This window comes from Burkholderia mycopellens, from assembly GCF_964265025.1.
Classification (GTDB): Bacteria; Pseudomonadota; Gammaproteobacteria; order Burkholderiales; family Burkholderiaceae; genus Burkholderia.
The window spans coordinates 194,956-215,550 of record NZ_OZ183802.1; the positions used below are offsets into that span (position 1 = coordinate 194,956).

Genomic DNA, 20,595 nt, shown 5'->3' on the forward strand with positions numbered 1-20,595 from the left:
GAGAATCGCAACACCGGTCGGCGTGAGGATGGCGTCGTGCGCCTGGGCGATGGGGTCGAGGGATTGCAGGGCGAGAGCGGATCGACGCAGGGAGGGCGGCAGGGTGGCGGTGCGACGGGTTGCGTGGCGGTGAAATGCAGATGGGTGTCGTGCGGCGGGGAGCCGAGATGCGGGCGCATGGAGGTGTTGCCACGGGGATGCCGTCGACGCTGCGCGCATCGCCGACTCCGGGCGATTCGACGGCAATGCGCAAGCCGGCGATTGGCTTTGCGATCGCGACCTGCAGATCCGCCGCGCGAGAAGAGGCAGGCGAGAAGAGGCGGACAAAACGAGGCAGGGGAAACGAGGCAGGTAAAACGAGATGGCCGGCTGCGACACGCAGCCGTTGCAGGGGCGAATGAACGCGGCGTAAAACCGCGCGCTCGCGGCGCACGGCGTTCGTCCGACCGCACGCGGCGCCGATGCCGTGTGCGCGAAGGCGGGCCGGCGCCCGCCGGGCCTACCTGATCTGCGGCAGCGCGACCCAGGTCAGCGTGTCGGCCGGATCGACCTGCGTGTCGTCGACGTGGGTGATCACATGCCGGCCGTCCGGCCCGGTTGCGACGTTGACGCTTTCCGTCAGCGCTAGCCGGATCGACAGTTCGACTGCCGCCTGGTCGCGAACGCCGACCTCGAAGGTGATGCCGCTCGCGCGCGCGGCAGGGTTCGTCACGAGATCCGGCTGGTTCTTGCGGACCCATTCGACGAGTGCGACGAACACGGGATCCGTGTCGCCGGAAAAATTCGTCGCGAGCACGTGGGCCGTGTACCGGTATTCGAACGACGGCGTCAGCGTGCCGGTCGTCGCGATCGACCCTTGCTCGACGAGGACGGTCAGCGCGCCCGGTTCGGTCCCGAACGACGGGATCGCGGCGACGAGCGCCCGCCGCAGGCTGTCTGGCTTAATCATGCGGATGCGCTCCGTGGCCGGTTGCGGGCGTGCCGGCCTGGCACGCCGCGATCATGTCGACTTGCGCCGCGCAGGTCGCCCAGGCCGCCTTCGCGAGCGTGAGCGCGGCATCGAGCTCACCGTTGGTGCGGGGCGAGAGCATCGGCAGCGTGCAGGGGCTCACCGCCTGGCACGTATTCGACGTAAGCGTCGGCGCCGGTGAGAGCGGGATTGGCTTGCAGGCGGACAACGTCGTCAGGCAGACGAGTGCCAGCCCAGGCGCGAAGCGCGGCGTTTTCATCGGTCAATCTCCGGTTTTCAAGTCGAGTGGCGTCGAGCTTCGACGCGATCGCGGCCTGCGAGCGGTCGAGCCGGGCCTGCTGTCGTGCGCGCTCGGCGCTGTCCTGCCGCATGCGCGAGATGACGTCGTCGCGTCCGGCAAGCGCCCGTCGTGCATCGACGAGTTGCTGCCGTGCGGCGCCGAGGTCGGTGCGCAGTGCATGCATGACCAGCGCCGCGGCGGCGCACGCGGCAAGCGCGGCGATGCAGGCGGCGAATTTCGCGGCGAGCCCGTTCATGCGGCGGACGTGACGCCGGCTGATGCGGATCCGCTCGGCGCCGGCGCGGCCGGTTGCGACGCATAGCGGTCATAGGCGCGTGCGAGCTTCACGTCGTAGAGGTTCGCCGCATAGTCGGCGCCGTTGTACGCGCGTGCGAATGCGGCCCACTGGCGGTCGCCGAGCGCGCGGCGCAGCGCGTCGTCGGCCGCGATGTAACGGACGAATGCGTCGAGGTGCTGGGCTTCGCCGCTTTCCATGCACGCGACGAATTCGTCGATGCCGGCATAGCCGAGGCGTTCCCAGTGATAGCCCATGACCTGGAACGCGCCCCAGCTCGCGGATTCCCATGCGGCGCCGGCATCGATCGACTCGGCCGTCGCGAGGCGCGTGTATTCCGCGGCGCCGCCGCGATAGCCGCCGCGTGTGCGCGACACGATGTCCGGCTGCCGCGCCGCGAACGGTGCGGGATCGATGCCGCGTGCCTGCAGCCGCTTCCAGAACACGTGGCGTTCGAACAGGATCACGGGCCGGCCGTCGGGCAGGAAACCGGCGCCGCGCGACTCGACTTCGTTGACCGCGCGAATGCACGCGAGCGGAACGTCGAGCGTGCGTGCGGCGCGTTCGAGATCGGCGAGCGCGAGGTGTGTCGGGTCGCGCCGGCCGGTGGCCAGCGCGGCGCAGGTCTTCGGGCCGGCGATGCCGTCGTCGACGAGGCCGGTGTTCCGTTGCAGCGCGATCACGGCGGCTTCGGTCGCCGCGTCATAGAGGTGCGTGACCTGCACCGGATAGCCGGCGCGGATCAGCCGGCGTTGCAGCAGGCCGACGTCGTCGCCGTGGTCGCCGAGGCGGCGGGTCTTCATGATTCATTCCCTCCTGAGCAGGCGGGCGACGTTGCCGCGCGTGCCGCAGACGGACATCGCCAGCAGGACGGCGGTAGCCGCCTCGAAGAAGCCGACGGAGCCGGCATGCAGCAGCAATTCGATCGATGCGCCGCCGGCGACCGCGACGACGATCCAGGCGAACCAGGACGCGCGATGCCGGTGCCGCGCGCCGTTGCGCCGGTAGGTGAGCACGCGCACGAGCACGGCGACGTGGGCGCAGAGCGCGATCAGCATGAGCGGGAGCGGCATGTCATCCCCCCTTGCGGAACAGCGCGAGCAGGTCCAGCGTCTTGACCCGTTCGATGAGTTGCAGCGTGACGGCGATGACGAGCGCGGCCGCGAAGAACGCGGCGACGCCCGTCGAATGGATCGGGGTGGCGCCGACGATTTCCGGTGCGGCGAGATAGCCCATCACGAGCGAGATCAGCAGGTAGGCGGCGCGCCGTGCGACGCCGATCTCCTTCGAGGTGACGACCACGAGCGCGGCGCCCGTGAACGCGCCGATCAGCGCGTTGCCGTCGATGCCGGGCGCGAGCCCGGCGACGCCGATCGCGGCGGACAGCATCGCGGCGGTGGTGAGGTTCGGTTCGGCCATGCAGGCGATTCCAGGGTCAGTCAAACAGTTGCAGCAACGGCCGTGCGCGCGTGGCGGTGTCGAGCGGTGGCAGATGGACGGGCGTGTCTGCCGGCAGCACGACACCGAGGCTGGCGAGCCCGGTGTTGGCTTCGAGCACGGTTTCGACGGTGCCGTCCGTGCGGCCGTAATGGCGCCAGCACAGCGCGTCGACGGTGTCGCCCTGCAGGGTGCGCACGATCATGGCCGGCGCTCCGGATGCGGGAACGCGCCGCGGTCGCCGGCCGGCGCGTGGTGGAGGCATGTCGAGGTCGTGCTGCTTGCCATGGCGAAGTCCCGGGCGGTGAGGCAGTGAAGTTGGTTCCCATGGTCGAGCTTCGCCGGGCGGCGTTCAACGACATGCATGCGTGGCCTGCGTGGAGACGCAGCGCGGCGCGTGTCGCGCTGCGCATCGCGCCTTACGCTGTCCGTGGTGGTGCCTGGTGGGCGCTCGATGGGCGCTCGATGGGCACGTCATGGGCACGTCATGGGCGGGCGCGGCGTGAGCCGTGCAGCCGGATTGCAGCTGGCGCGAGCCGGGGCAGCCTTGATTGACCTTGTGCAGCCTTGGTTTTGCGCTGTGCAACGTGTGTCGAGCCTTGCCGGGCAAGGGCGGGGCGAACGTAGGTAAAACTCCGAAGGCAGGGGTTGCTGGTTCGATCCCAGCCGGGGCGGCCCCTGCCGCGTGGCGGTGCGGACCGGACGTGCCGTCGCCGTCGCCGTTGTGCGAGAATCGCCCGCAACGACAACTCCAAGCGACGATCGCGGCGGCCGTCCGCGCATCACGCCGACTCCCGATGACTGCCATTCCGTCTACCTCGATCGCAGTCGATGCCCGCGCGCTGACCGATGCGCAGCAGGCGCTGCTCGCGCGCCTGCACGCCTATTCCCCCGACGATCCGAATGTGCCGCTGCCGTACAGCCGGCGCCTGGCCGATGCCGAAGGCTGGTCGCATGCGCATGCGCTGGCGGTGATCGACGAATACAAGCGCTTCGCGTTTCTCGCGCAGGCGGCCGGACACCCGGTCACGCCATCGGTCGCGGTCGATGCCGCGTGGCATTTCCATCTGCAATACACGCTCGAATACTGGGACGTTTTCTGCGCCGGCGTGCTGCGTGCGCGGCTGCATCACATGCCCGGCACGGGCGCGCCGGATGAAGCTGCCGTGTACGCGCAGCGCTATCGCGAGACCCTGGACAGCTATCGCCGGTGGTTCGGCTGCGAGCCGCCCGAGTCGATCTGGCCGCCGCCGCCCGGACTGCGCGACGCAACCGGATCGCCGCCGCCGGAACCGTTGGCCGTGAACGGGGTAACGCGCGCGGCGTTGCCGGCCACCCCGCCTGCCACCCCGCCTGCCGGCAGGACCTGGCGCGACCGGCTGCCGAAACTCGCATGGCCGGCCGCCGCCGCGAGCGTCGCCGCGACCTGCGCGTCGGCGCAGGACTTCAACGTGCTGAACTACGCGGGGCCGCAGTTTCTCGCGTTCTACGTACCGGCGTGCGTGGTCGCGTTGTTGCTGATCGTCGCGCTGCAGGCGATCGAGTTCCGCCGCCGCCGCTGGGGGGCGCACACGCGCAAGGCGTCGGACGACCTGAGCACCGACGAAGTGGCCTATCTCACCGGCGGTGAGGCACGGGTCGCACAAGTCGTGACGATGTCGCTCGCGCATGCGGGCGCGGTCGACCTGTGGACGGTTCCGGGACAGGGCGGCTACGTGCAGATCGCCGATCCGGATCGTGCGGGCCGGCATGACGACCACTGCGCGTGGCTCAAGGAACAGCCTTCCGGCACCGTGCGCTACGACGTGTTTCGCGAGCGGCTCGCCGGGTATGCGCGGGAAGTCGTCGACGGGATGCGCGCGCAGGGCTGGCTCTGGGCGCCCGGCGAGATGCGCGCGTCGCGCATGACGGCACGTGCAATCGTGCTGCTCGTGCTGGGCACCGGTGCCGCGAAACTCGCGGTTGGCCTGAGCCGCGGGCGGCCCGTGCTGCTGCTCGCCGTCTGCATGGTGGTGTTCGCGGTCGCGTACCGGATCGTCGCGCGGCGGCTGACCGGCTTCGGGCGGGGCGGCGCGACGGCTGCCGCGCGGGCCGCGCTGCTCGCGCGCCGGATCTCGCACGAGCAGCGGGCCGGGCGAAACCCGCAACCCACGACCGATACGCAGGCGCCGCAACATGCCCAGGCTCGCGAACGCGGCGATCCGGACCCGTTGCTGTGGACTGCCGCGCTGTTCGGCACGGCCGCGCTGGCCGGCACCGCATGGTCGGTGTATTCGCAAACCGTGCAGACCGCGTCGCGGATATCGACGCTCGCCGCCGCCAAAGCGGGCATCGGCGGTTCGATCGATGCGTCGGACAGCAGTTGCTCGTCGTCGAGCTGCAGTTCGTCAAGTTCGTGCAGCTCCAGCTCGTGCAGTTCGAGCAGTTGCGGCGGGTGTTCGTCGAGTAATTGAGCGCGGGCGGGGCGGCGATGGGGCGTGAGGGCGGCCGCGCGACACCGGTGGCGACTGTAGCAACACGCCGTCGGAGCGCTGCTGACGAAACCGGTCGGCCGGATCGACGCGACGATCCTGCTGATGCCTCAGCGTCACGATGAAAAATCGGGCATGAACGCGCGAGCGACGGATGAGGTGCGCATCAACCATCGCCCCTGACGGCAATTCCACGCCGACGCCCGGCACATCCAGGCCAGCGGACGCGAGACCGGCCCCCAACCCCATCGCCGGAACAGAAGCCAGAACGCCGTTCTTCTCCGGGGTCGATTGCCGTCGCCGGATTCCTATACTGCACCGTCCATGCTCGCGGCCGATGTGCCGCGACGTTTTCCACCGCCGTATCGAGCGGCCGGGCATCGAGCCGCCGCACCGGCACACTTGCGACCGCGAATGAACGTTACGACCTCCGACGATTGTATTGGCGTGCTGCCTGACCATGCGTGGTCGAAGCATTTCATCGTGCTCGGCTACCGGGATGGCGCCTTTTCGGCGATTCCGAACAATTTTTTCCGCAACTGGGTCGATGAGGAAGCGCAGGTCGGGACGTTTCATATCGGCCGGTGCTCGTCGATCGGTGTGGGCTCGATCGCCAAGTACGACCAGGATTTTCAGAAACTCGTGATCGGCAAGTACGTGGCCGGCGGAATGCGCCTGCGATTCCTGCTGAATGGCCAGCACGAGATCCGGACCATTTCCACGAGCCTGTTCAGCATCTACGGTAACGGCCTCGACAATGTGTCGATGCCGCAATACCCGGATACCGTGATCCACAACGACATCTGGATCGGCGACGAAGCCATGTTTCTTGGCGGCAGCCAGATCGAGAGCGGATGCGTGATTGGCGCGCGTACCGTCATTCCGCCCAATTTCCGTACCGAGGCGTATGGCATCTATGCGGGTTCGCCGGCCCGTCTGGTGCGCTTCCGCTTCACGGAGAAAGTGCGCGAACGGCTGCTGCAACTCGCGTGGTGGGACATGCCGCTCGACTGGATCAAGCAGAACAACGCAGCATTTCTGGCCGACCTCACCGCCGACGAAGGACTGGCGCTCGACATGCTCGCGGCGCTCCAGGAAGCCAAGGATCGTGCCGTCAGCCAGTCCGGCCAACCGGCTGCCGTATCGACGACGGTCTGACCGTCCGTTCGTGCCGCGCTGCGTGACATGACACCTGCTCTCGACGCATCCGCACCGGTTCAACACGCCGCGACGCTGTGCCAGGACGGACAGTTCGCCGATGCACTGTCGCTCGTCGCGCCGCTGCTCGACCGGCCGGCACCGGCCGTCGTGGCGTTGCACATCGCGGCCGTCTGCGCGCTCGGCCTGAACCGGCTGGTCGACGCGGAAGCCTGGTGGCGGCGCGCGATCGACGCGATGCCGGCGTTCGAGCCGCCGTACGACGGCCTCGGCGCGCTGCTCGTGTCGCAAGGGCGCCTGTCCGACGCCGAGGCGCTCCTGCGCCGGCAGCTCGCGTCCATCACGCCGTTGCGGGCGTCGCACCATCACCGGTTCGGCAAGGTGCTCGAAGGGCTCGGCCGGCTCGACGAAGCCGAACAGGCGCTCGGGCAGGCGCTGCTGATCGAGCCGCAGTCGGCCGACGTGCTGACCGATCTCGGCAACCTGCTGCGCGCGCTCGGCCGGCAGGCCGAGGCGGAACTGGCCTACCGGCTCGCGATTGCCGTGCGCGCCGACGCCGTGCTCGCGCACGCCAATCTCGGCGCGATCCTCGTCGACATGCAGCGGCTGCCGGAAGCGGAAGCCGCCAGCCGCCAGGCGCTCGCGCTGTGCCCGGATCACCCGGAGGCGCACTACAACCTCGGCGTCGCGCTGCAGAATCTCGATCGCCTGCCGGAAGCGGAAGCGGCCTACCGCGACGCGATCCGCTGCCGCCCCGGCCAGCCGCAGCCGCGCAACAATCTCGGCTGCGTGCTGCGCGCGCAAGGCCGCCACGACGAAGCGATGGCCGCGTTCGCCGAGGCGCTGTCGCTCGCGCCGGACATGGCCGAAGTGCACTACAACCTCGGCACGACGTTCGCGCATGCCGGCCGCCACGACGAAGCCGAACACGCGTACCGCCGCGCGCTCGAACTGCGCGCCGACTATGGCGACGCGCGTTTCGGCCTGGCGACGCTGCTGCTCGGCCTGGGCCGCTTCGACGAAGGCTGGCGGCGCTACGAATCGCGCTACGAGCAATCGGCTTTCGTGCACCGCCGGACCCGCGAGGTGTTGCCGTGCGCGCAGTGGCAAGGCGAGCCGCTCGCTGGCAAGACGCTGCTCGTCTGGCAGGAGGACGGCCTCGGCGACATGCTGCAGTTCAGCCGCTATTTCGCGGAATTCAGGGCGCGGCACGCGGCGCGCGTGGTGTTCGCGTGCCAGCCCGCGCTGCATCGGCTGATGGAGTCGGTCGACGGCGTCGACGCCGTGCTCGATCACGAGACGGCGATCGCGCAGGCGGCGCAGTTCGATTACTGGACGAGCCTGTTGAGTGCGCCGATGCATGCGGGTACGACGCTCGACACGATCCCGCCGCCGGTGCGGCTCGTGCCCGATCCGGCCCGCGTCGCGCGCTGGCGCGCGCGCCTCGATGCGTTGCCGGCCGGCCCGCGTGTCGGCCTCGTGTGGAAGGGCAACCCGAAGCATCACAACGATGCGCACCGCTCGCTGCCGTCGCTCGCGTTGCTGACGCCGCTATGGAGTGTGCCGGGCGTGAATTTCGTGAGCCTGCAGAAGGGGCAGGGCGAGGATGAGGCGCGTCAGCCGCCGGGTGGCCTGCCGTTGCTGCACCTCGGCTCGGAGATCGACGATTTCGCGGATACGGCCGCGATCGTCGCGCAACTCGATCTCGTGGTGTGCGTCGATACGTCGACCGCGCATCTCGCCGCATCGCTCGGCAAGCCTTGCTGGGTGTTGCTGCCGAATCAGGATGTGGACTGGCGCTGGATGCACGACCGCGACGATTCGCCGTGGTATCCGGGCACCGTGCGGTTGTTCCGCAGAGGGCGCGACGACAACTGGATCCAGCTGGCAGAGCGCTTGCGCGGAGCGTTCGCCGCGCATTTCGCTGTCAGTCGCATGACGATGGGCGACGCGGTGCGTGCCGTCTGAAGTGGCGGCGCGTGCCGCACGCGCATGGCGATACGTCATACTCCGGGAAATGCGGCAATGGCAACGCCGCTTCTGCTTTTCAGATCAACCGAGGCCCGCGTGGAAAACATCGTCATCGTCGGCTCGTCCGGTCACGCCAAGGTCGTGATCGACATCGTCGAACAGGCTGGTCGGTACCGGATCGCCGGGCTGATCGATTCGTTCCGGCCCCGTGGCGAGGAGACGCTCGGCTACACGGTGCTGGGTGCGGAGCGCGACCTGCCGCATCTGATCGACGCGCACGGGATTGCCGGGCTGCTGGTTGCGATCGGCGACAACCACGCGCGCGAGAAAGTGACGGCCGAGCTCGCGGCCCTCGTGCCCGGCTTGCCGTGCGTGTCGGCGGTGCATCCGGCCGCGTGTGTCGGCAAAGCGTCGACGATCGGCGCGGGCACGGTCGTGATGGCCGGCGCGGTGATCAATCCGTGCTGCACGATCGGCGGTGGATGCATCGTCAACACGAACGCATCGCTCGACCACGACGGGGTGATGGAAGATTTCTCGAGCCTCGCGCCGGGCGTCGTCACCGGCGGCAACTGCCGGATCGGCCACGGCGCGGCGATCGGTCTCGGTGCGATGCTGCGGCACCGGATCGCGGTGGGCGAGCACAGCGTCGTCGGTGCGGGCTCGGTCGTATTGCACGACGTCGAGCCGTACACGGTCGCGTACGGCAATCCGGCCCGCCGGGTCCGCGCGCGCGCGGCCGGCGAGCGTTACCTGTAGACGGCGCGCGTCAGCGCGCGATCAGCTCGACGATACGGCGGACCATGTCGTCGGTGAGCGCCGGGTAGATCGGCAGGCACAGCACTTTGCGCGCGGCCTCGGAGGCGACAGGCAGGTTGTCGCGATTGGCGGACGGCAGCCCGCGATACATCGGGAATTCCGAAATCAGCGGATGGAAGTAGCGGCGCGCATACACGTCGTAGCTGCGCAGCTTCTGGTACAGCGCATCGCGGTCGATCGGATAGTCTTCGTCGACGAGGATCGCGAAATACGCGTGGTTCGCGACGGTCTGGTCGCCGAGCGGCACGCAGCGGATGCCGCGCACGTCGCTCAGCAGCGAGCGGTACAGCGTGTCGATTTCGCGGCGGCGCGCGAGTGCGCCGTCGATGTGCTGCAGCTGCAGCATCCCGAAGGCGGCGTTGATCTCGCTCATCTTGCCGTTGATGCCGGGCGCGACGACCGTGACTTCGTCGACGAAACCGAAGTTCTTCAGGTGATCGATCCGTTGCTTGGTCTTCGCGTCCGGGCAGATGATCGCGCCGCCTTCGAACGTGTTGAACACCTTCGTCGCGTGGAAGCTCAGCACCGACAGGTCGCCGTGGGTGAGCACGCTGCCGCCGGCGTTCTGCACGCCGAACGCATGCGCGGCGTCATAGATCACGCGCAGATTGTAGTTGTCGGCGATCTTCTGGATCGCGTCGACGTCGCACGGATTGCCGTAGCAGTGCACGGGCATGATCGCGGTGGTCTGCGGCGTGATCGCCGCTTCGATACGCGCCGGGTCCAGGTTGAGCGTGCCGGGCGTGACGTCGACGAATACCGGCTTGATGCCGTTCCACAGCAGCGAATGCGCGGTGGCGACGAACGAATACGGCGTCGTGATCACTTCGCCGTTGATGCGCAGCGCCTGCAGCGCGGTGACGAGCGCGAGGGTGCCGTTCGCGAACAGCGACAGGTGCGGCACGCCGAGATACTCGCACAGCGCGCGCTCGAACTGCTGGTGGAACGGGCCGCCGTTGGTCAGCGTGCGGCTCTCCCAGATCTTCTCGAGGTACGGCAGGAATTCGTCGAGCGGCGGCAGGTGCGGCTGCGTGACGAAGATGCGTTCGTGCGGCAGTTGCGCGACGGACGACGCGGGCAGGCTGGCGGTCATGATGGTTTCTCTCGATCTTGACGTGAGGTTCAGGCCTTGGCCGCGGCCTGTGCGATCGCCGTGTCGTCGAACAGCGGCGTGTCGAATGCGGTGGCGGGCTCTCCCGCGCACCAGCGGGTCCACATCGTGCGCAGCGCCGACGACAGCCCGGCCGCGACGACAGCCGGCCGGAACGCGGCGGATTCCCCGCAGCGCGTGCGCAGGCCGGCGCGAAGCGCCTGCAGCGCGGTGGTGTCGCGGCTGAGCGCCAGCGCCTTCGCGACGAAGTCGTCCTCGTCCGTCGCGATGTACGCGTCGAGCCCGACGTGCTGCAGCCAGCCCGCGCTGCCGCGCCCGGCGAGCGTCGCGCCGGGGATCGTCACGGTCGGCACGCCCATCCACAAGCCGTTCAGCGTCGTGGTCGAACCTGTGTACGGGAACGTGTCGAGGCAGAGATCGACGCCATGATGCTGCTGCATGTAGACGGGAATGTTCGAGCGCGGGTGGAACGACAGGCGGCCGACATCGATGCCTGCGGCGGCGAACCATTCGGTCAGTGCCTGCTGGTCGCCTTCGTTGCTGATCGCGCCGAGTGCCATGCGGGCGGTCGGATCCGCGTGCAGCACGCGCGCCCAGACCTCGATCACGTGCGGGCTCAGCTTGTTCAGGCGGTTGAAGCTGCCATAGGTCGTGTAACCGTTGTGCAACGCCGGCAGCACGTTGACCGGCGGGCAGTTCGGCGGCGGCATGTACGGCGCGATCGCGGGCAACCGCACCATCTGCTCGACGAACTGTTCATCGAATGCACCGTACGGTGCGACGAAGCGGTCGGTCAGGTAGTAGTCCATCGCGGCAAGTCCGGTCGTGGCGGGGTAGCCGATCCACGACGCCTGAACCGGCGCTGCCCTCCGCGCCAGCGCGACGAGCCGGTTGCGGCCGGTGTGGCCCGACAGGTCGATCACGATGTCGATGCGGTCGTTGCGCACACGCTCGAGGAACGCGTGGTCGCTCATGCCGGCGACGTTGCGCCAGGTCGCCGCGTGGGCCTTGAAGCGTTCGGACGTCTGATCTTCCTCGACGTGATTGTGATAGAAGTGCATCGCAATGCCGGGATCGGACGCGAGATGCTCGATCACGGGCACCAAGTAGGATGCGACCGCGTGGCCGAACAAGTCGCCCGACACGAAGCCTACTTGTAGCTGGCGTGCCGGATTGCGCGGGTTCGCGAACGCGGCCGTGCGCTTGCGCTTGTGTTCGTCGTAGCGCTGACCGAACTTGCGGTGTTCGTCGACGAGCGCTTGCGGACCGAAATCGCTGCTGTGTGCGATGCAGAACAGCATGCTGCTATGGGTCACGCTGTCGGTCGGATCGATGTCGATCGCGCGCCGCAGCCAGCCCAGCGCTTCCTGTGTTGCGCCCTGTTCGAGCAGCACGAACCCGAGCGTGGCGTTCGGCGCGGCGACGCCGGGCGCAATCTCGACCGCGCGCCGGCAGGCCGCGATCGCTTCGGCGGTCCGGCGCTGCGCGAACAGCACGAGGCCCTGGATCCGCAGCCCTTCCGGATGGTCGGGCCGGAGCTCCAGCAGGCGCTCGCACTGTTCGCGGGCCTCCGTCAGACGGTTCATCACCCGCAGCGTATCGGCAAGCAGGATGCGCACGAGCACTTCATCCGGCAGCAATTCGACCGCGCGCAAGCCGGCGTCGATCATTTCCGCATAGCGGCCGTCCTTGTGCAACGACGCGGACAGCGCGCGCCAGCATGCGCCGTCGTCCGGATAGTCAGCGGCAAGGCGTTGCGCGAGCGTGGTCGCTTCCGCGTACTTGCCCTTGGCGAAAAAGGCCGCGTGCTTTTGCAGGAGGTTCGGGCTCGCGCGGCGGACCGGATTGCCGGTGTCGTCCGGTTTCGTCGCCGCGGTCGTGCCGGCGGCAGTTTCCGAGACGATCGCCACGGTGACGCCGTTCGGCGTGTCGGCCGCGGCGGCCGTCGCGAGCACGGTATCGGGCATCGCCATCTGTGCGATCAGCCCGTCAAGCGCGGGGCCGCGCACACCGCGCTTCTGCGCGATTTCGACGGCGATCCACGCGGCGGGTGTCTGCCCGCTGCGATGCAGCGCATGAATGTAGCTGACCCAGTAGTAGCCGTTGTCCGGGCTCGAACCGATGGCGGCTTCGAAATGCGGCACCGCGTCAGCCGGATGGCCCGTATCGACCATCAGGACTGCGAGGTTGTAATGTGCATCCCCGTGCGTGGGCACCGCGTCGAGGATCGCTTCGTACAGCGCCCGTGCGTCGTCGAAAGCGCCGGCGCGCTGGCGCTCGAGCGCGTTGTCCAGGACGAGCGCGATGTCCTGCGCAAGCTGCTGTTCGGGCGTAAGCGGGGCGGAGGCGGGCAGTTCGAACGAGAGCATGATGAAATCTGCGGAAAGTCGGTCGATACCATTATGGGTAGCGTGCCGCCGCGCCGATGCCGCGAGATGACGGGAAAAGCCGGGTTAGTTTGGCCGATTGAACGGTCGGCCGGAGCAAGGGCGGCGCGGTTGGTGGCGCCCCAAAAAAATGCCCGCACGAGGCGGGCAGAGGCGAACGAGCACGCCCTCACATCAGCGTGTAGTTCTTGTTGTCTGGTTGGTGCGCCGGCGCCGTCAGTGGCGCGGTGCCGGGCGCGCGTCAGCGGCTCGCGACGCTCTGGTACTGGCCGACCGCCTGCACGCGGCCCATCGCCGCCTGGTATTCGCCGGTCAGCTCCTGCTGCGCGCGTTGCGCGTCGGCGAAGATGCGTTCGTTGCTGGCCTGCATCCGGCGGATCGCGGCGATGCCGGCCGGCGGCTGGTCGGCCGCAAGCGACGCGACGAGCGGATCGCGCACGTCGACGAGGCGCGCCGCCTCGATCCAGTCGGCCATCGCGGCCGCATGTTCGATCGCGTCGGTGAGCGCGTCGAGCTGGGCGATCAGTTCGGTCTGTTGCATCGTGGCTCTCCGGTCCGGTGGGCGATCAGCTCTTGTTGCTCGACAGTGCGCCGGCGCTGTTCGTGCCGCCGAACAGCTGCGTCAGGTACTGCGAGTTGCTGTTCATCGTCGCCATCAGCGTGTTGAGCGCGGTGAACTGCGCCTGGTACTGGCTGGTCAGCTGCGCGGTGTAGTTCGACAGGTTCGTCTGCTGCGTGGCGACGCTCGTCAGGTCGTTGTTGAGCGCCGTCGTGCGGGCGGCGATCATCCCGCCCGTCTGCGTGTAGTTCGTGATGTCGGTCGTCAGTTGCTGGCCGATCCCGTTCGTCGAGTTGAACAGCGCTGCGACGCCGGTCGGGTTGCTCTGCAGCGCGATGTTGAGCGCCGTGTTGTCGACCTGCAGCGTGCCGTCGGCCTGCAGCGTGACGCCGATCGACGCGAGGTTGACCGTCGAGCCGTTGCTGGTCACGCCGCCCGCGACGACCGATGCGAGCGCGTTGCGGATCGTGTTCAGCGTCGAGTCGCCGAGCAGCGGGCCTTGCGACGCCGCGCCGGACGAGAAGCTCGACAGCGTGTTCATCGTCGTGACGAGCGTGTTGTAGAGCGTCACGAAGTTGTTGATCGTGGACGCCTGCGATTGCGTGTTGGTGGCGATCGTCAGCGTCTGCGTCGAGCCGGCGGCGGCCGAGGTCAGGTTCACCGTGACGCCGGTGATCGCGCTCGTCACGGTGTTGCTCGCGCTCGTCGCGGCGATGCCGTTGATCGTGAACGTGGCGTCCTGCGCGGCCGTGCTCTGCTTCCACGCGGCGCTGCTGTTCGCGGACGTGAAGCTCGACTGGCCGCCCGTCGTGCTGGCCGTCGACGTGACGCCGAGGCTGGACAGGCCGTTGTCGCCGGTCACGTTGCTGACCGCGACGCTGATCGTGTTCGCCGCGCCGGTCGGCGTCGAGCTGAGCACGAGGTGGGCGCCGTCGCTGCCGTTGACGACCGATGCGACGATGCCCGGGTTGCCGGTCGCGGTGTTGATCGCGGCGGCGATGCCCGACAGCGTGTTGTTCGTGCTGCCCACGTTGACCGAGAACGACTGGCTGCCGAGCGACAGCGTCATCGTGCCGGTGCCGAGCGCCGTCGACGCACCGAACGCGGCCGACGACAGCGACTGCGACGTCGCGATCTGCGTGGTGTTGATCGAATAGCTGCCGGCGACGGCGCCCGCGCCGGCGGTCGCGGTAATGCCGGTACCGCTCAAGGTCGCGGTGAAGGTGTTCTGCAGCGAGCCGTTCGACAGCGTCGTGACGCCGGCCTGAAGTGCGCTCAGCGCCGCCGAAAGGGCGCCGTACGCGGAAATCTGGGTGTTGTCGCTGGTCTGCTGCGCGGTGAGCGCGGCGGCCTGACCGGCGGTCTTCGCATTGACGAGTGCCGTCACGAGCGAGTTGACGTCCATCGACGAGTTGCCGGTCGAACCGCTGATGATCGATTGGGCGGCCTGCTGCAGCGCGCTGTTGGCCGAGCTGTTGGCGGCGGTGACGGCGGGATTGATCGTCGACATCGTAGTGCTCCGTGCGGCGGGTGATCCGTGAGATGCGGGGTGAAGACCTGGCGGCGGGACGGGGCCCCGCGCGCCAAGCGCTTGCGGCCGGGCCGCGCGTTACGCGAGGCCCGGCCGTGGGTTGCTACTCGATTACTGCAGGAGCTTCAGGACCTGCTGCGGCAGCGAGTTTGCCTGTGCGAGCACCGAGATGCCAGCTTGTTGCAGCACCTGGTTCTTCGACATGTTCGCCGTTTCCTGCGCGAAGTTCGCGTCGGTGATCTGCGACTGTGCCGACGACAGGTCGGTCGATTCTGCCTGCTGCGACGTAGCGATAGCCGTGAAGCGGTTTTGCGCCGCGCCCAGCTGTGCTTGCAGGTTGTTCACCGTTTGCAGCGCGTTGTCGATCGACACCATCGCGACGTTTGCACCGCTGACCGTGCTGATGTCGAGGCCCGACACGGTTGCCGGCTTGTTGACGGCGTTGATCTGCGCGACGGCGTTCGAGATCGCGGTGAGCGATGCTGCCGACATGCTGGAGCTGGTTGCGCTCGCGCTGATCGTGATCTGCGTGACGGCCTGGCCGTTGGAAGCCGTGCCTGCCGACGTCGTGAAGATCGCCGATGCCGTTGCGCCCGTGATTGCCGTGCCGTTCTGGTCGGTGAACGTGAAGCCGCCCTTGCCGTCCGACGTCACGTTGACTGCCGTGATTGCCGCGCCCGACGACGTGTACTTGCCGGTGGAGTCGAGGCTCAGGCCCGTGACCGTGCCGACCGTCTGGCCCGTCTGAACGACGCCGCCACCGATCTGTGCAGCCGACATGCTTTGGCTCAGGTCCAGCGAGATCGTCTGGCCGACGTTCGCGCCGACCTGGAACGACACGATGCCTGCGTTGCCGTTCAGGATGTTCGTGCCGTTGTACGTCGTTTGCGACGCGATACGGTTCACTTCCTGGATCTGTTGCGCAACTTCCTGTTGCAGTGCTGCCTGGTCGGTCGTGGACATCGTGCCCGTCGACGCCTGAACGGCCAGCTGGCGGATACGCTGCAGGCTGTTCGTCAGCGACGACAGTGCGCTCGATGCCGTTTGAATCATCGACACGCCGTCGTTCGCGTTCGACACGCCCTGGTTCAGACCGTTGATCTGGGTCTGCATCCGGGTCGAGATCGCGAGGCCTGCTGCATCGTCTGCCGCGCTGTTGATGCGCTTGCCCGACGACAGGCGCGTGATTGCCTGCGACAGGGCGTTTTGCGAGCCGTTGAGGTTCTGCTGTGCAACCAGCGAGTTGATGTTGCTGTTAATTCCGAGCATGGAAAATTCTCCTGTTTAAGCCGAAAGCCCTGAAAAGCCGTTTTGGCGTCGGCGGAAGCACTCGTTCATTGCTGGCCGCCTCAGAGCAGGATTTCGGCGCACCAAAACAAAACTTGAGGGGTGGGTTGAGATTCGGCCCGATTTTTTATCCTTCTTTGTCATTTCGGATGGGCGCCGGCGTGACGCCGGATGGATGGGGCCGGAGAGCGGCCCGACCACGCAGTCGTTCGCCTGTGCACACACGATCGACAAAAGGGTGGTTTTGTCTGTGATTCCCTGCTATGATGGCGGGCTGAATTGAGATTTCTGTCAAGCCTCTGCCGTTTTCGGCACGTCTGCTGGCAGTCAAACGCGGCGCTGCACGCGGCTGTGAAGCGTACTCGCGGTGCTTTCCGCCTCTCTTTTCCGGCCTCCGAGGCCGTATTTCCGCTCGTTTCGCCTGTTTGTGGAGACGCTCGGATGGCCGGTGCGTGGCGCTTGGCCGCTACGTTTTTGACCGTTTAAGCAATTTAGGAACGACATGACGACGATTCTTCTGAAAGAAAACGAGCCGTTCGAAGTGGCGATTCGCCGCTTTCGCCGTGCTATCGAAAAAAATGGCCTGATCGCTGAGCTGCGCGAACGCCAGTCCTACGAAAAGCCGACCGCAGTCCGCAAGCGCAAGAAGGCAGCAGCCGTCAAGCGCCTGCACAAGCGCCTGCGCAGCCAGATGCTGCCGAAGAAGCTCCACTAAGAGCGTCTTACGGTTCGCCGCGAAACGGCGGAGCGTGCTTCGAAAGAAGCCGCTCCGCCGTTTTGCCTTTGGGACCGGGAAAATCCCGGGGCCGCTGCGGTTCCGGCGCGCTTGCGCGCCGTCAGCCCGCCTTGCGCCGGCGTGCGGGCTGCTTGCCGCCGAGCGCCGCGCATTGCGCGTGGCACGGGCAGCCGACCTCGTGATCGTTGACCATCCCGGTGGCCTGCATCAGCGCATAGCAGATCGTCGAGCCGACGAACTTGCAGCCGTAAGCCTTCAACGCCTTGCTGAGCGCGTCGGACTGCTCGGTCGACGCGGGCGCGTCGCGGTACGACTGCCATGCGTTCTGGACGGGCGTATCGCCGACGAACGACCACAGGAACGCGGCGAGCGAACCGTGCTCTTCGCGGATGCGCTGCACGGCGCGCGCATTGGTGACCGCCGACTCGACCTTCGCGCGGTTGCGCACGATGCCAGGATTCTCCAGCAGCTTCTCGATGCGCTTCGGCGTGAAGCGCGCGACGGCATCGACGTCGAAATCCGCAAAGGCCTCGCGATAGCCCGCACGCTTGTTCAGGATCGTCGACCACGACAACCCGGCCTGCGCGCCTTCCAGGATCAGCATTTCGAACAGGTGGCGATCGTCGTGCGAGGGCACGCCCCACTCGGTATCGTGATAGTGAGCATCCGCTTCCGTCTTCACCCAGTTGCACCGCTGCGACATCGTCCGCCTCGTATTCAGTGTCGATTCGATCGCGTCAGCATAGCGGAAGCCCCTTCCACGGAACAGCCTGCCGAACGGCAGATGGGCGCGCGGCGCCGATCCGGTTAAGCTTGGCGCCTGTTCGAATCAGCGGGATGAAGGCATGGCGGCATTACTTTTTGCGATCGGCATCGACGGCGGCGGCACGGGCACGCGCGCGGTGCTGGCCGACCGGCACGGGCGCGAGCTCGCGCAGGGGCGCGGCGGCCCGTCGGGGCTCGGGCTCGGCATCGAGCGCGCGTGGGCATCGATCGGCGCGGCCTGCGCGGATGCGTTCACGCAGGCCGGTTTCGCGTTCGAGTGGTCGCAGTGCGCGCTCGGCTGCGGGCTCGCGGGCGTGAACAATGCGGCGTGGCTCGCCGCATTCCGCGCGCAGGCGCCGCTCGGCGCGCTCGCGGTCGAGAGCGACGCATATACGACCGTCGTCGGCGCGCACGGCGGCGCGCCGGGGTTGATCGTCGCGCTCGGCACCGGCAGCATCGCGGCGGCGCTCGACGCGTCCGGCGCATGCCGGATTGCGGGCGGCTTCGGCTTTCCGTCCGGCGACGAGGCGAGCGGCGCATGGCTCGGCGTGCGAGCGCTCGCGTATGCGCAGCAGGCGCTCGATGGCCGCGCGCCGCGCGATGCGTTCGCCAATGCGCTGCTCGCGGAAACGGGCGCGCAGGATCGCGACGCGCTCGTCCAGTGGTCGTGCGATGCAAACCAGACGATCTACGCGCGGCTTGCGCCGATCGTGCTCGCGCACCGTTCGCATCCGGTCGCGGGCGCGCTGATCGCGCAGGCGGGCGACGAGATCGGCAAGATGATCGACGCGCTCGATCCGCAGCAGGCGCTGCCGGTCGCGCTGTGCGGCGGATTGGCGGACGCACTCGCACCGGCCGTGCCGGCGCGTCATGCCGCGCGGCTGCGCGCGCCGCTCGACGATTCCGCGCACGGCGCGCTGCGGCTCGCGCTGCAGGCGCTGCGGGCCGCGGAAGGAGGCTGAAGGCGTTTCGACGGTGGTTGACGGCGCACCGCAACCGGGCCGCGGGCGGCGATCGACCGGGAACCGTCCGGCGAGCGACCGGGCACGACGTTAAAATGGCCGTTCCGCAGAGCCCTGAGCGCCATTCTTCCGTCCCATGTACAAAGTCATCGCCACCGATCTCGACGGTACCCTGCTGAACAGCGACCACCAGCTCGATCGGTACACGATCGACACCGTCCGCCGGCTCGACCGCGACGGCCTGCAGTTCGTGATCGCCACCGGGCGTCATTACGCGGACGTCGCCGGCATTCGCGACGTGCTCGGGATCCGGCCGTACCTGATCACGTCGAACGGTGCGCGCGTGCATGCGCCGGACGACACGACGATCCACGCGCAGGACATCGATCCGGCGATCGTCCGCGGCCTGGTGCAGCCGGATGTCGTCGGCACGCACGGCCGCGTGATCGTCAACCTGTTCACCGACCAGGGCTGGCTGATCGACCGCGATGCGCCGCACCTGCTCGAATTCCACCAGGATTCGGGCTTCCGCTACGACGTGATCGACATGCCCGCGCACGACGGCACGGATATCGCGAAGGTGCTGTACATCGGCGATCCGGCCGATCTGGCGGTCGTCGCCGAGCAGATGCGCGTGCGCTTCGGCGATGCGCTGTACGTCACGTACTCGCTGCCCGACTGCCTCGAAGTGATGACCGCGAACGTGTCGAAGGGCCGCGCGCTGCGCTCGGTGCTCGCGCGGCTCGGCGTCGACACCGGCCACTGCATCGCGTTCGGCGACAACATGAACGATATCGACCTGCTCGAAACCGCCGGCCACGCGTTCATGATGAACAACGCGAACCCCGACCTGGTCGCGCGGCTCCCGCACATCCCGCGGATCGGCAACAACTTCGACGCGGGCGTCGCCCGCCACCTGCGCACGCTGTTCTCGCTCGAAGACAACGTCGCCGCATCCTGAGCGTCCCGCCGGGGCGCCAATGAAAAACGGGCGCCAGTGGCGCCCGTCGAAATGACCTGCCTCGATCTTCTTGGACAGCGTGAGGCTCGCTGCTCTGCTCGCTTGACCCCGTAGTGTTTTATTCGCTTGTGCGAGCGGATACCGGCAGCAGGTCGACGGCGTTGTCACGCCCCGCGACCAGCGGGTAGATGATCCCGGCGAGTGCCGCGCCGATGATCGGCGCCACCCAGAACAGCCAGAGCTGGCCGATCGCTTCGCCGCCCACGAACAGTGCGGGGCCGGTCGAGCGGGCGGGGTTCACCGACGTATTGGTGACAGGAATCGAGATCAGGTGAATCAGCGTCAGGCAAAGGCCGATCGCGATCGGCGCAAAGCCGGCCGGTGCGCGCTTGTCGGTGGCGCCCAGGATCACGAACAGGAAGAAGCCCGTCATCACGACTTCGCAAATGAACGCCGCGCCGAGCGCGTAGTGGCCGGGCGAGCGCTCGCCGAAGCCGTTCGTCGCAAAGCCGCTGCCGACGACGTCGAAGCCCGGTTTGCCGCTTGCGATCAGGTACAGCACGAATGCGCCGAGCGTCGCGCCGACCACCTGCGCCACGATATACGGCACGAGATCGCGTGCGGGGAAGCGGCCGGCGACCGTCAGGCCGACGCTCACCGCCGGATTCAGGTGGCAGCCCGAAATGTGGCCAATTGCGAATGCCATCGTCAGCACAGTCAGGCCGAAGGCAAGTGCGACACCGGCAAAGCCGATGCCGAGGCCCGGAAAGGCGGCGGCCAGCACGGCGCTTCCGCACCCGCCGAGCACCAGCCAGAACGTGCCGAATACCTCTGCAGCGAGACGCTGAGAAAGATTCATGTAAGGACCTCGTTCAAGTGGATTGAAGACAACCGG

General features: G+C 67.9%; 21 protein-coding genes. 7 read left to right on the plus strand and 14 right to left on the minus strand.

Annotated elements, in window-relative coordinates; all coding sequences use genetic code 11:
• Nucleotides 1–499: 499 nt before the first annotated feature.
• Genes ACPTTC_RS00875 through ACPTTC_RS00905 form a run of 7 tightly spaced genes read right to left on the minus strand, consistent with a single transcriptional unit; the run spans nucleotide 500 to nucleotide 3,187 of the window.
• Entirely contained in the window at nucleotides 500–949 is a 450-nt protein-coding gene (locus ACPTTC_RS00875; RefSeq protein ID WP_423391303.1) for a phage tail protein, read from the minus strand.
• On the minus strand, nucleotides 942–1,178 hold the full coding sequence (gene lysC / locus ACPTTC_RS00880) for an Rz1-like lysis system protein LysC (protein ID WP_423391304.1): 237 nt from the start codon (nucleotides 1,176–1,178) through the stop codon (nucleotides 942–944). Before lysC ends, ACPTTC_RS00875 begins: the two co-directional genes overlap by 8 nt.
• The gene (gene lysB, locus ACPTTC_RS00885; RefSeq protein WP_423391305.1) at nucleotides 1,066–1,506 is read right to left on the minus strand and encodes an Rz-like lysis system protein LysB; all 441 of its coding nucleotides are present in this window, start codon (nucleotides 1,504–1,506) and stop codon (nucleotides 1,066–1,068) included. Before lysB ends, lysC begins: the two co-directional genes overlap by 113 nt.
• Nucleotides 1,503–2,348 carry an N-acetylmuramidase domain-containing protein gene (locus ACPTTC_RS00890; protein WP_423391306.1) on the minus strand — a complete coding sequence of 282 codons (846 nt, stop codon included), beginning with the start codon at nucleotides 2,346–2,348 and terminating at the stop codon, nucleotides 1,503–1,505. The genes lysB and ACPTTC_RS00890 overlap by 4 nt, the downstream gene beginning before the upstream one ends.
• Nucleotides 2,349–2,351: 3 nt before the next feature.
• The gene (locus tag ACPTTC_RS00895) at nucleotides 2,352–2,618 is read right to left on the minus strand and encodes a phage holin family protein (protein WP_107311242.1); all 267 of its coding nucleotides are present in this window, start codon (nucleotides 2,616–2,618) and stop codon (nucleotides 2,352–2,354) included.
• Nucleotide 2,619: 1 nt separating this feature from the next.
• The gene (locus tag ACPTTC_RS00900) at nucleotides 2,620–2,964 is read right to left on the minus strand and encodes a putative holin (RefSeq protein WP_069246837.1); all 345 of its coding nucleotides are present in this window, start codon (nucleotides 2,962–2,964) and stop codon (nucleotides 2,620–2,622) included.
• A gap of 16 nt (nucleotides 2,965–2,980) precedes the next feature.
• Nucleotides 2,981–3,187, minus strand: coding sequence for a tail protein X (locus ACPTTC_RS00905; RefSeq protein WP_174916720.1), 207 nt, complete (start codon nucleotides 3,185–3,187; stop codon nucleotides 2,981–2,983).
• A gap of 592 nt (nucleotides 3,188–3,779) precedes the next feature.
• Here ACPTTC_RS00905 and ACPTTC_RS00910 point away from each other — a divergent pair.
• The 4 genes from ACPTTC_RS00910 to ACPTTC_RS00925 all read left to right on the plus strand — a co-directional run bounded on the left by ACPTTC_RS00910 (nucleotide 3,780) and on the right by ACPTTC_RS00925 (nucleotide 9,341).
• Nucleotides 3,780–5,435: a TIGR04222 domain-containing membrane protein gene (locus ACPTTC_RS00910; protein WP_423391307.1), complete on the plus strand. Its 1,656-nt coding sequence runs from the start codon at nucleotides 3,780–3,782 to the stop codon at nucleotides 5,433–5,435.
• Between the two features lie 432 nt (nucleotides 5,436–5,867).
• On the plus strand, nucleotides 5,868–6,611 hold the full coding sequence (locus ACPTTC_RS00915) for an acetyltransferase (protein ID WP_423391308.1): 744 nt from the start codon (nucleotides 5,868–5,870) through the stop codon (nucleotides 6,609–6,611).
• 27 nt (nucleotides 6,612–6,638) lie between these two features.
• Nucleotides 6,639–8,579: a tetratricopeptide repeat protein gene (locus ACPTTC_RS00920; protein ID WP_423391309.1), complete on the plus strand. Its 1,941-nt coding sequence runs from the start codon at nucleotides 6,639–6,641 to the stop codon at nucleotides 8,577–8,579.
• 99 nt (nucleotides 8,580–8,678) lie between these two features.
• Complete coding sequence (locus tag ACPTTC_RS00925) at nucleotides 8,679–9,341, plus strand: acetyltransferase (protein WP_226199330.1); 663 nt, start codon at nucleotides 8,679–8,681, stop codon at nucleotides 9,339–9,341.
• Between the two features lie 10 nt (nucleotides 9,342–9,351).
• Here the strand turns inward: ACPTTC_RS00925 and vioA are convergent, their stop codons facing one another.
• The 5 genes from vioA to ACPTTC_RS00950 form a co-directional block, all read right to left on the minus strand.
• Nucleotides 9,352–10,494: a dTDP-4-amino-4,6-dideoxy-D-glucose aminotransferase VioA gene (vioA, locus tag ACPTTC_RS00930; RefSeq protein ID WP_423391310.1), complete on the minus strand. Its 1,143-nt coding sequence runs from the start codon at nucleotides 10,492–10,494 to the stop codon at nucleotides 9,352–9,354.
• Between the two features lie 29 nt (nucleotides 10,495–10,523).
• Nucleotides 10,524–12,881, minus strand: coding sequence for a tetratricopeptide repeat protein (locus ACPTTC_RS00935; RefSeq protein WP_423391311.1), 2,358 nt, complete (start codon nucleotides 12,879–12,881; stop codon nucleotides 10,524–10,526).
• 259 nt (nucleotides 12,882–13,140) lie between these two features.
• Nucleotides 13,141–13,440 carry a flagellar protein FliT gene (locus tag ACPTTC_RS00940; RefSeq protein ID WP_423391312.1) on the minus strand — a complete coding sequence of 100 codons (300 nt, stop codon included), beginning with the start codon at nucleotides 13,438–13,440 and terminating at the stop codon, nucleotides 13,141–13,143.
• A gap of 25 nt (nucleotides 13,441–13,465) precedes the next feature.
• Nucleotides 13,466–14,968 carry a flagellar filament capping protein FliD gene (fliD, locus tag ACPTTC_RS00945; RefSeq protein ID WP_423391313.1) on the minus strand — a complete coding sequence of 501 codons (1,503 nt, stop codon included), beginning with the start codon at nucleotides 14,966–14,968 and terminating at the stop codon, nucleotides 13,466–13,468.
• 132 nt (nucleotides 14,969–15,100) lie between these two features.
• Nucleotides 15,101–16,258: a flagellin gene (locus ACPTTC_RS00950; RefSeq protein ID WP_423391314.1), complete on the minus strand. Its 1,158-nt coding sequence runs from the start codon at nucleotides 16,256–16,258 to the stop codon at nucleotides 15,101–15,103.
• Between the two features lie 520 nt (nucleotides 16,259–16,778).
• Between ACPTTC_RS00950 and rpsU the strand changes: the two genes are divergently transcribed.
• A complete protein-coding gene (rpsU, locus tag ACPTTC_RS00955) occupies nucleotides 16,779–16,991 on the plus strand; it encodes a 30S ribosomal protein S21 (RefSeq protein ID WP_006401410.1) in 213 nt (70 codons plus the stop codon).
• Nucleotides 16,992–17,112: 121 nt separating this feature from the next.
• Here rpsU and ACPTTC_RS00960 read toward each other — a convergent pair whose 3' ends face one another.
• Nucleotides 17,113–17,715, minus strand: a complete 603-nt coding sequence (locus ACPTTC_RS00960) for a DNA-3-methyladenine glycosylase I (RefSeq protein WP_175958282.1) — start codon at nucleotides 17,713–17,715, stop codon at nucleotides 17,113–17,115.
• A gap of 142 nt (nucleotides 17,716–17,857) precedes the next feature.
• Between ACPTTC_RS00960 and ACPTTC_RS00965 the strand changes: the two genes are divergently transcribed.
• A complete protein-coding gene (locus ACPTTC_RS00965) occupies nucleotides 17,858–18,739 on the plus strand; it encodes a BadF/BadG/BcrA/BcrD ATPase family protein (RefSeq protein WP_423391315.1) in 882 nt (293 codons plus the stop codon).
• Between the two features lie 136 nt (nucleotides 18,740–18,875).
• Nucleotides 18,876–19,700: a Cof-type HAD-IIB family hydrolase gene (locus tag ACPTTC_RS00970; protein WP_423391316.1), complete on the plus strand. Its 825-nt coding sequence runs from the start codon at nucleotides 18,876–18,878 to the stop codon at nucleotides 19,698–19,700.
• Between the two features lie 118 nt (nucleotides 19,701–19,818).
• On the opposite strand, the gene aqpZ is transcribed toward ACPTTC_RS00970, so the two are convergent.
• A complete protein-coding gene (gene aqpZ / locus ACPTTC_RS00975) occupies nucleotides 19,819–20,559 on the minus strand; it encodes an aquaporin Z (protein WP_226199356.1) in 741 nt (246 codons plus the stop codon).
• Between the last annotated feature and the right edge of the window lie 36 nt (nucleotides 20,560–20,595).

Coding starts and splice junctions, on each gene's coding strand:
- ACPTTC_RS00875 (WP_423391303.1), bottom strand. CDS start 949: ATGATTAAGCCAGACAGCCTGCGGCGGGCGCTCGTCGCCGCGATCCCG.
- lysB (WP_423391305.1), bottom strand. CDS start 1,506: ATGAACGGGCTCGCCGCGAAATTCGCCGCCTGCATCGCCGCGCTTGCC.
- ACPTTC_RS00890 (WP_423391306.1), bottom strand. CDS start 2,348: ATGAAGACCCGCCGCCTCGGCGACCACGGCGACGACGTCGGCCTGCTG.
- ACPTTC_RS00895 (WP_107311242.1), bottom strand. CDS start 2,618: ATGCCGCTCCCGCTCATGCTGATCGCGCTCTGCGCCCACGTCGCCGTG.
- ACPTTC_RS00900 (WP_069246837.1), bottom strand. CDS start 2,964: ATGGCCGAACCGAACCTCACCACCGCCGCGATGCTGTCCGCCGCGATC.
- ACPTTC_RS00905 (WP_174916720.1), bottom strand. CDS start 3,187: ATGATCGTGCGCACCCTGCAGGGCGACACCGTCGACGCGCTGTGCTGG.
- ACPTTC_RS00910 (WP_423391307.1), top strand. CDS start 3,780: ATGACTGCCATTCCGTCTACCTCGATCGCAGTCGATGCCCGCGCGCTG.
- ACPTTC_RS00915 (WP_423391308.1), top strand. CDS start 5,868: ATGAACGTTACGACCTCCGACGATTGTATTGGCGTGCTGCCTGACCAT.
- ACPTTC_RS00920 (WP_423391309.1), top strand. CDS start 6,639: ATGACACCTGCTCTCGACGCATCCGCACCGGTTCAACACGCCGCGACG.
- vioA (WP_423391310.1), bottom strand. CDS start 10,494: ATGACCGCCAGCCTGCCCGCGTCGTCCGTCGCGCAACTGCCGCACGAA.
- ACPTTC_RS00935 (WP_423391311.1), bottom strand. CDS start 12,881: ATGCTCTCGTTCGAACTGCCCGCCTCCGCCCCGCTTACGCCCGAACAG.
- ACPTTC_RS00940 (WP_423391312.1), bottom strand. CDS start 13,440: ATGCAACAGACCGAACTGATCGCCCAGCTCGACGCGCTCACCGACGCG.
- fliD (WP_423391313.1), bottom strand. CDS start 14,968: ATGTCGACGATCAATCCCGCCGTCACCGCCGCCAACAGCTCGGCCAAC.
- ACPTTC_RS00950 (WP_423391314.1), bottom strand. CDS start 16,258: ATGCTCGGAATTAACAGCAACATCAACTCGCTGGTTGCACAGCAGAAC.
- rpsU (WP_006401410.1), top strand. CDS start 16,779: ATGACGACGATTCTTCTGAAAGAAAACGAGCCGTTCGAAGTGGCGATT.
- ACPTTC_RS00960 (WP_175958282.1), bottom strand. CDS start 17,715: ATGTCGCAGCGGTGCAACTGGGTGAAGACGGAAGCGGATGCTCACTAT.
- ACPTTC_RS00965 (WP_423391315.1), top strand. CDS start 17,858: ATGGCGGCATTACTTTTTGCGATCGGCATCGACGGCGGCGGCACGGGC.
- ACPTTC_RS00970 (WP_423391316.1), top strand. CDS start 18,876: ATGTACAAAGTCATCGCCACCGATCTCGACGGTACCCTGCTGAACAGC.
- aqpZ (WP_226199356.1), bottom strand. CDS start 20,559: ATGAATCTTTCTCAGCGTCTCGCTGCAGAGGTATTCGGCACGTTCTGG.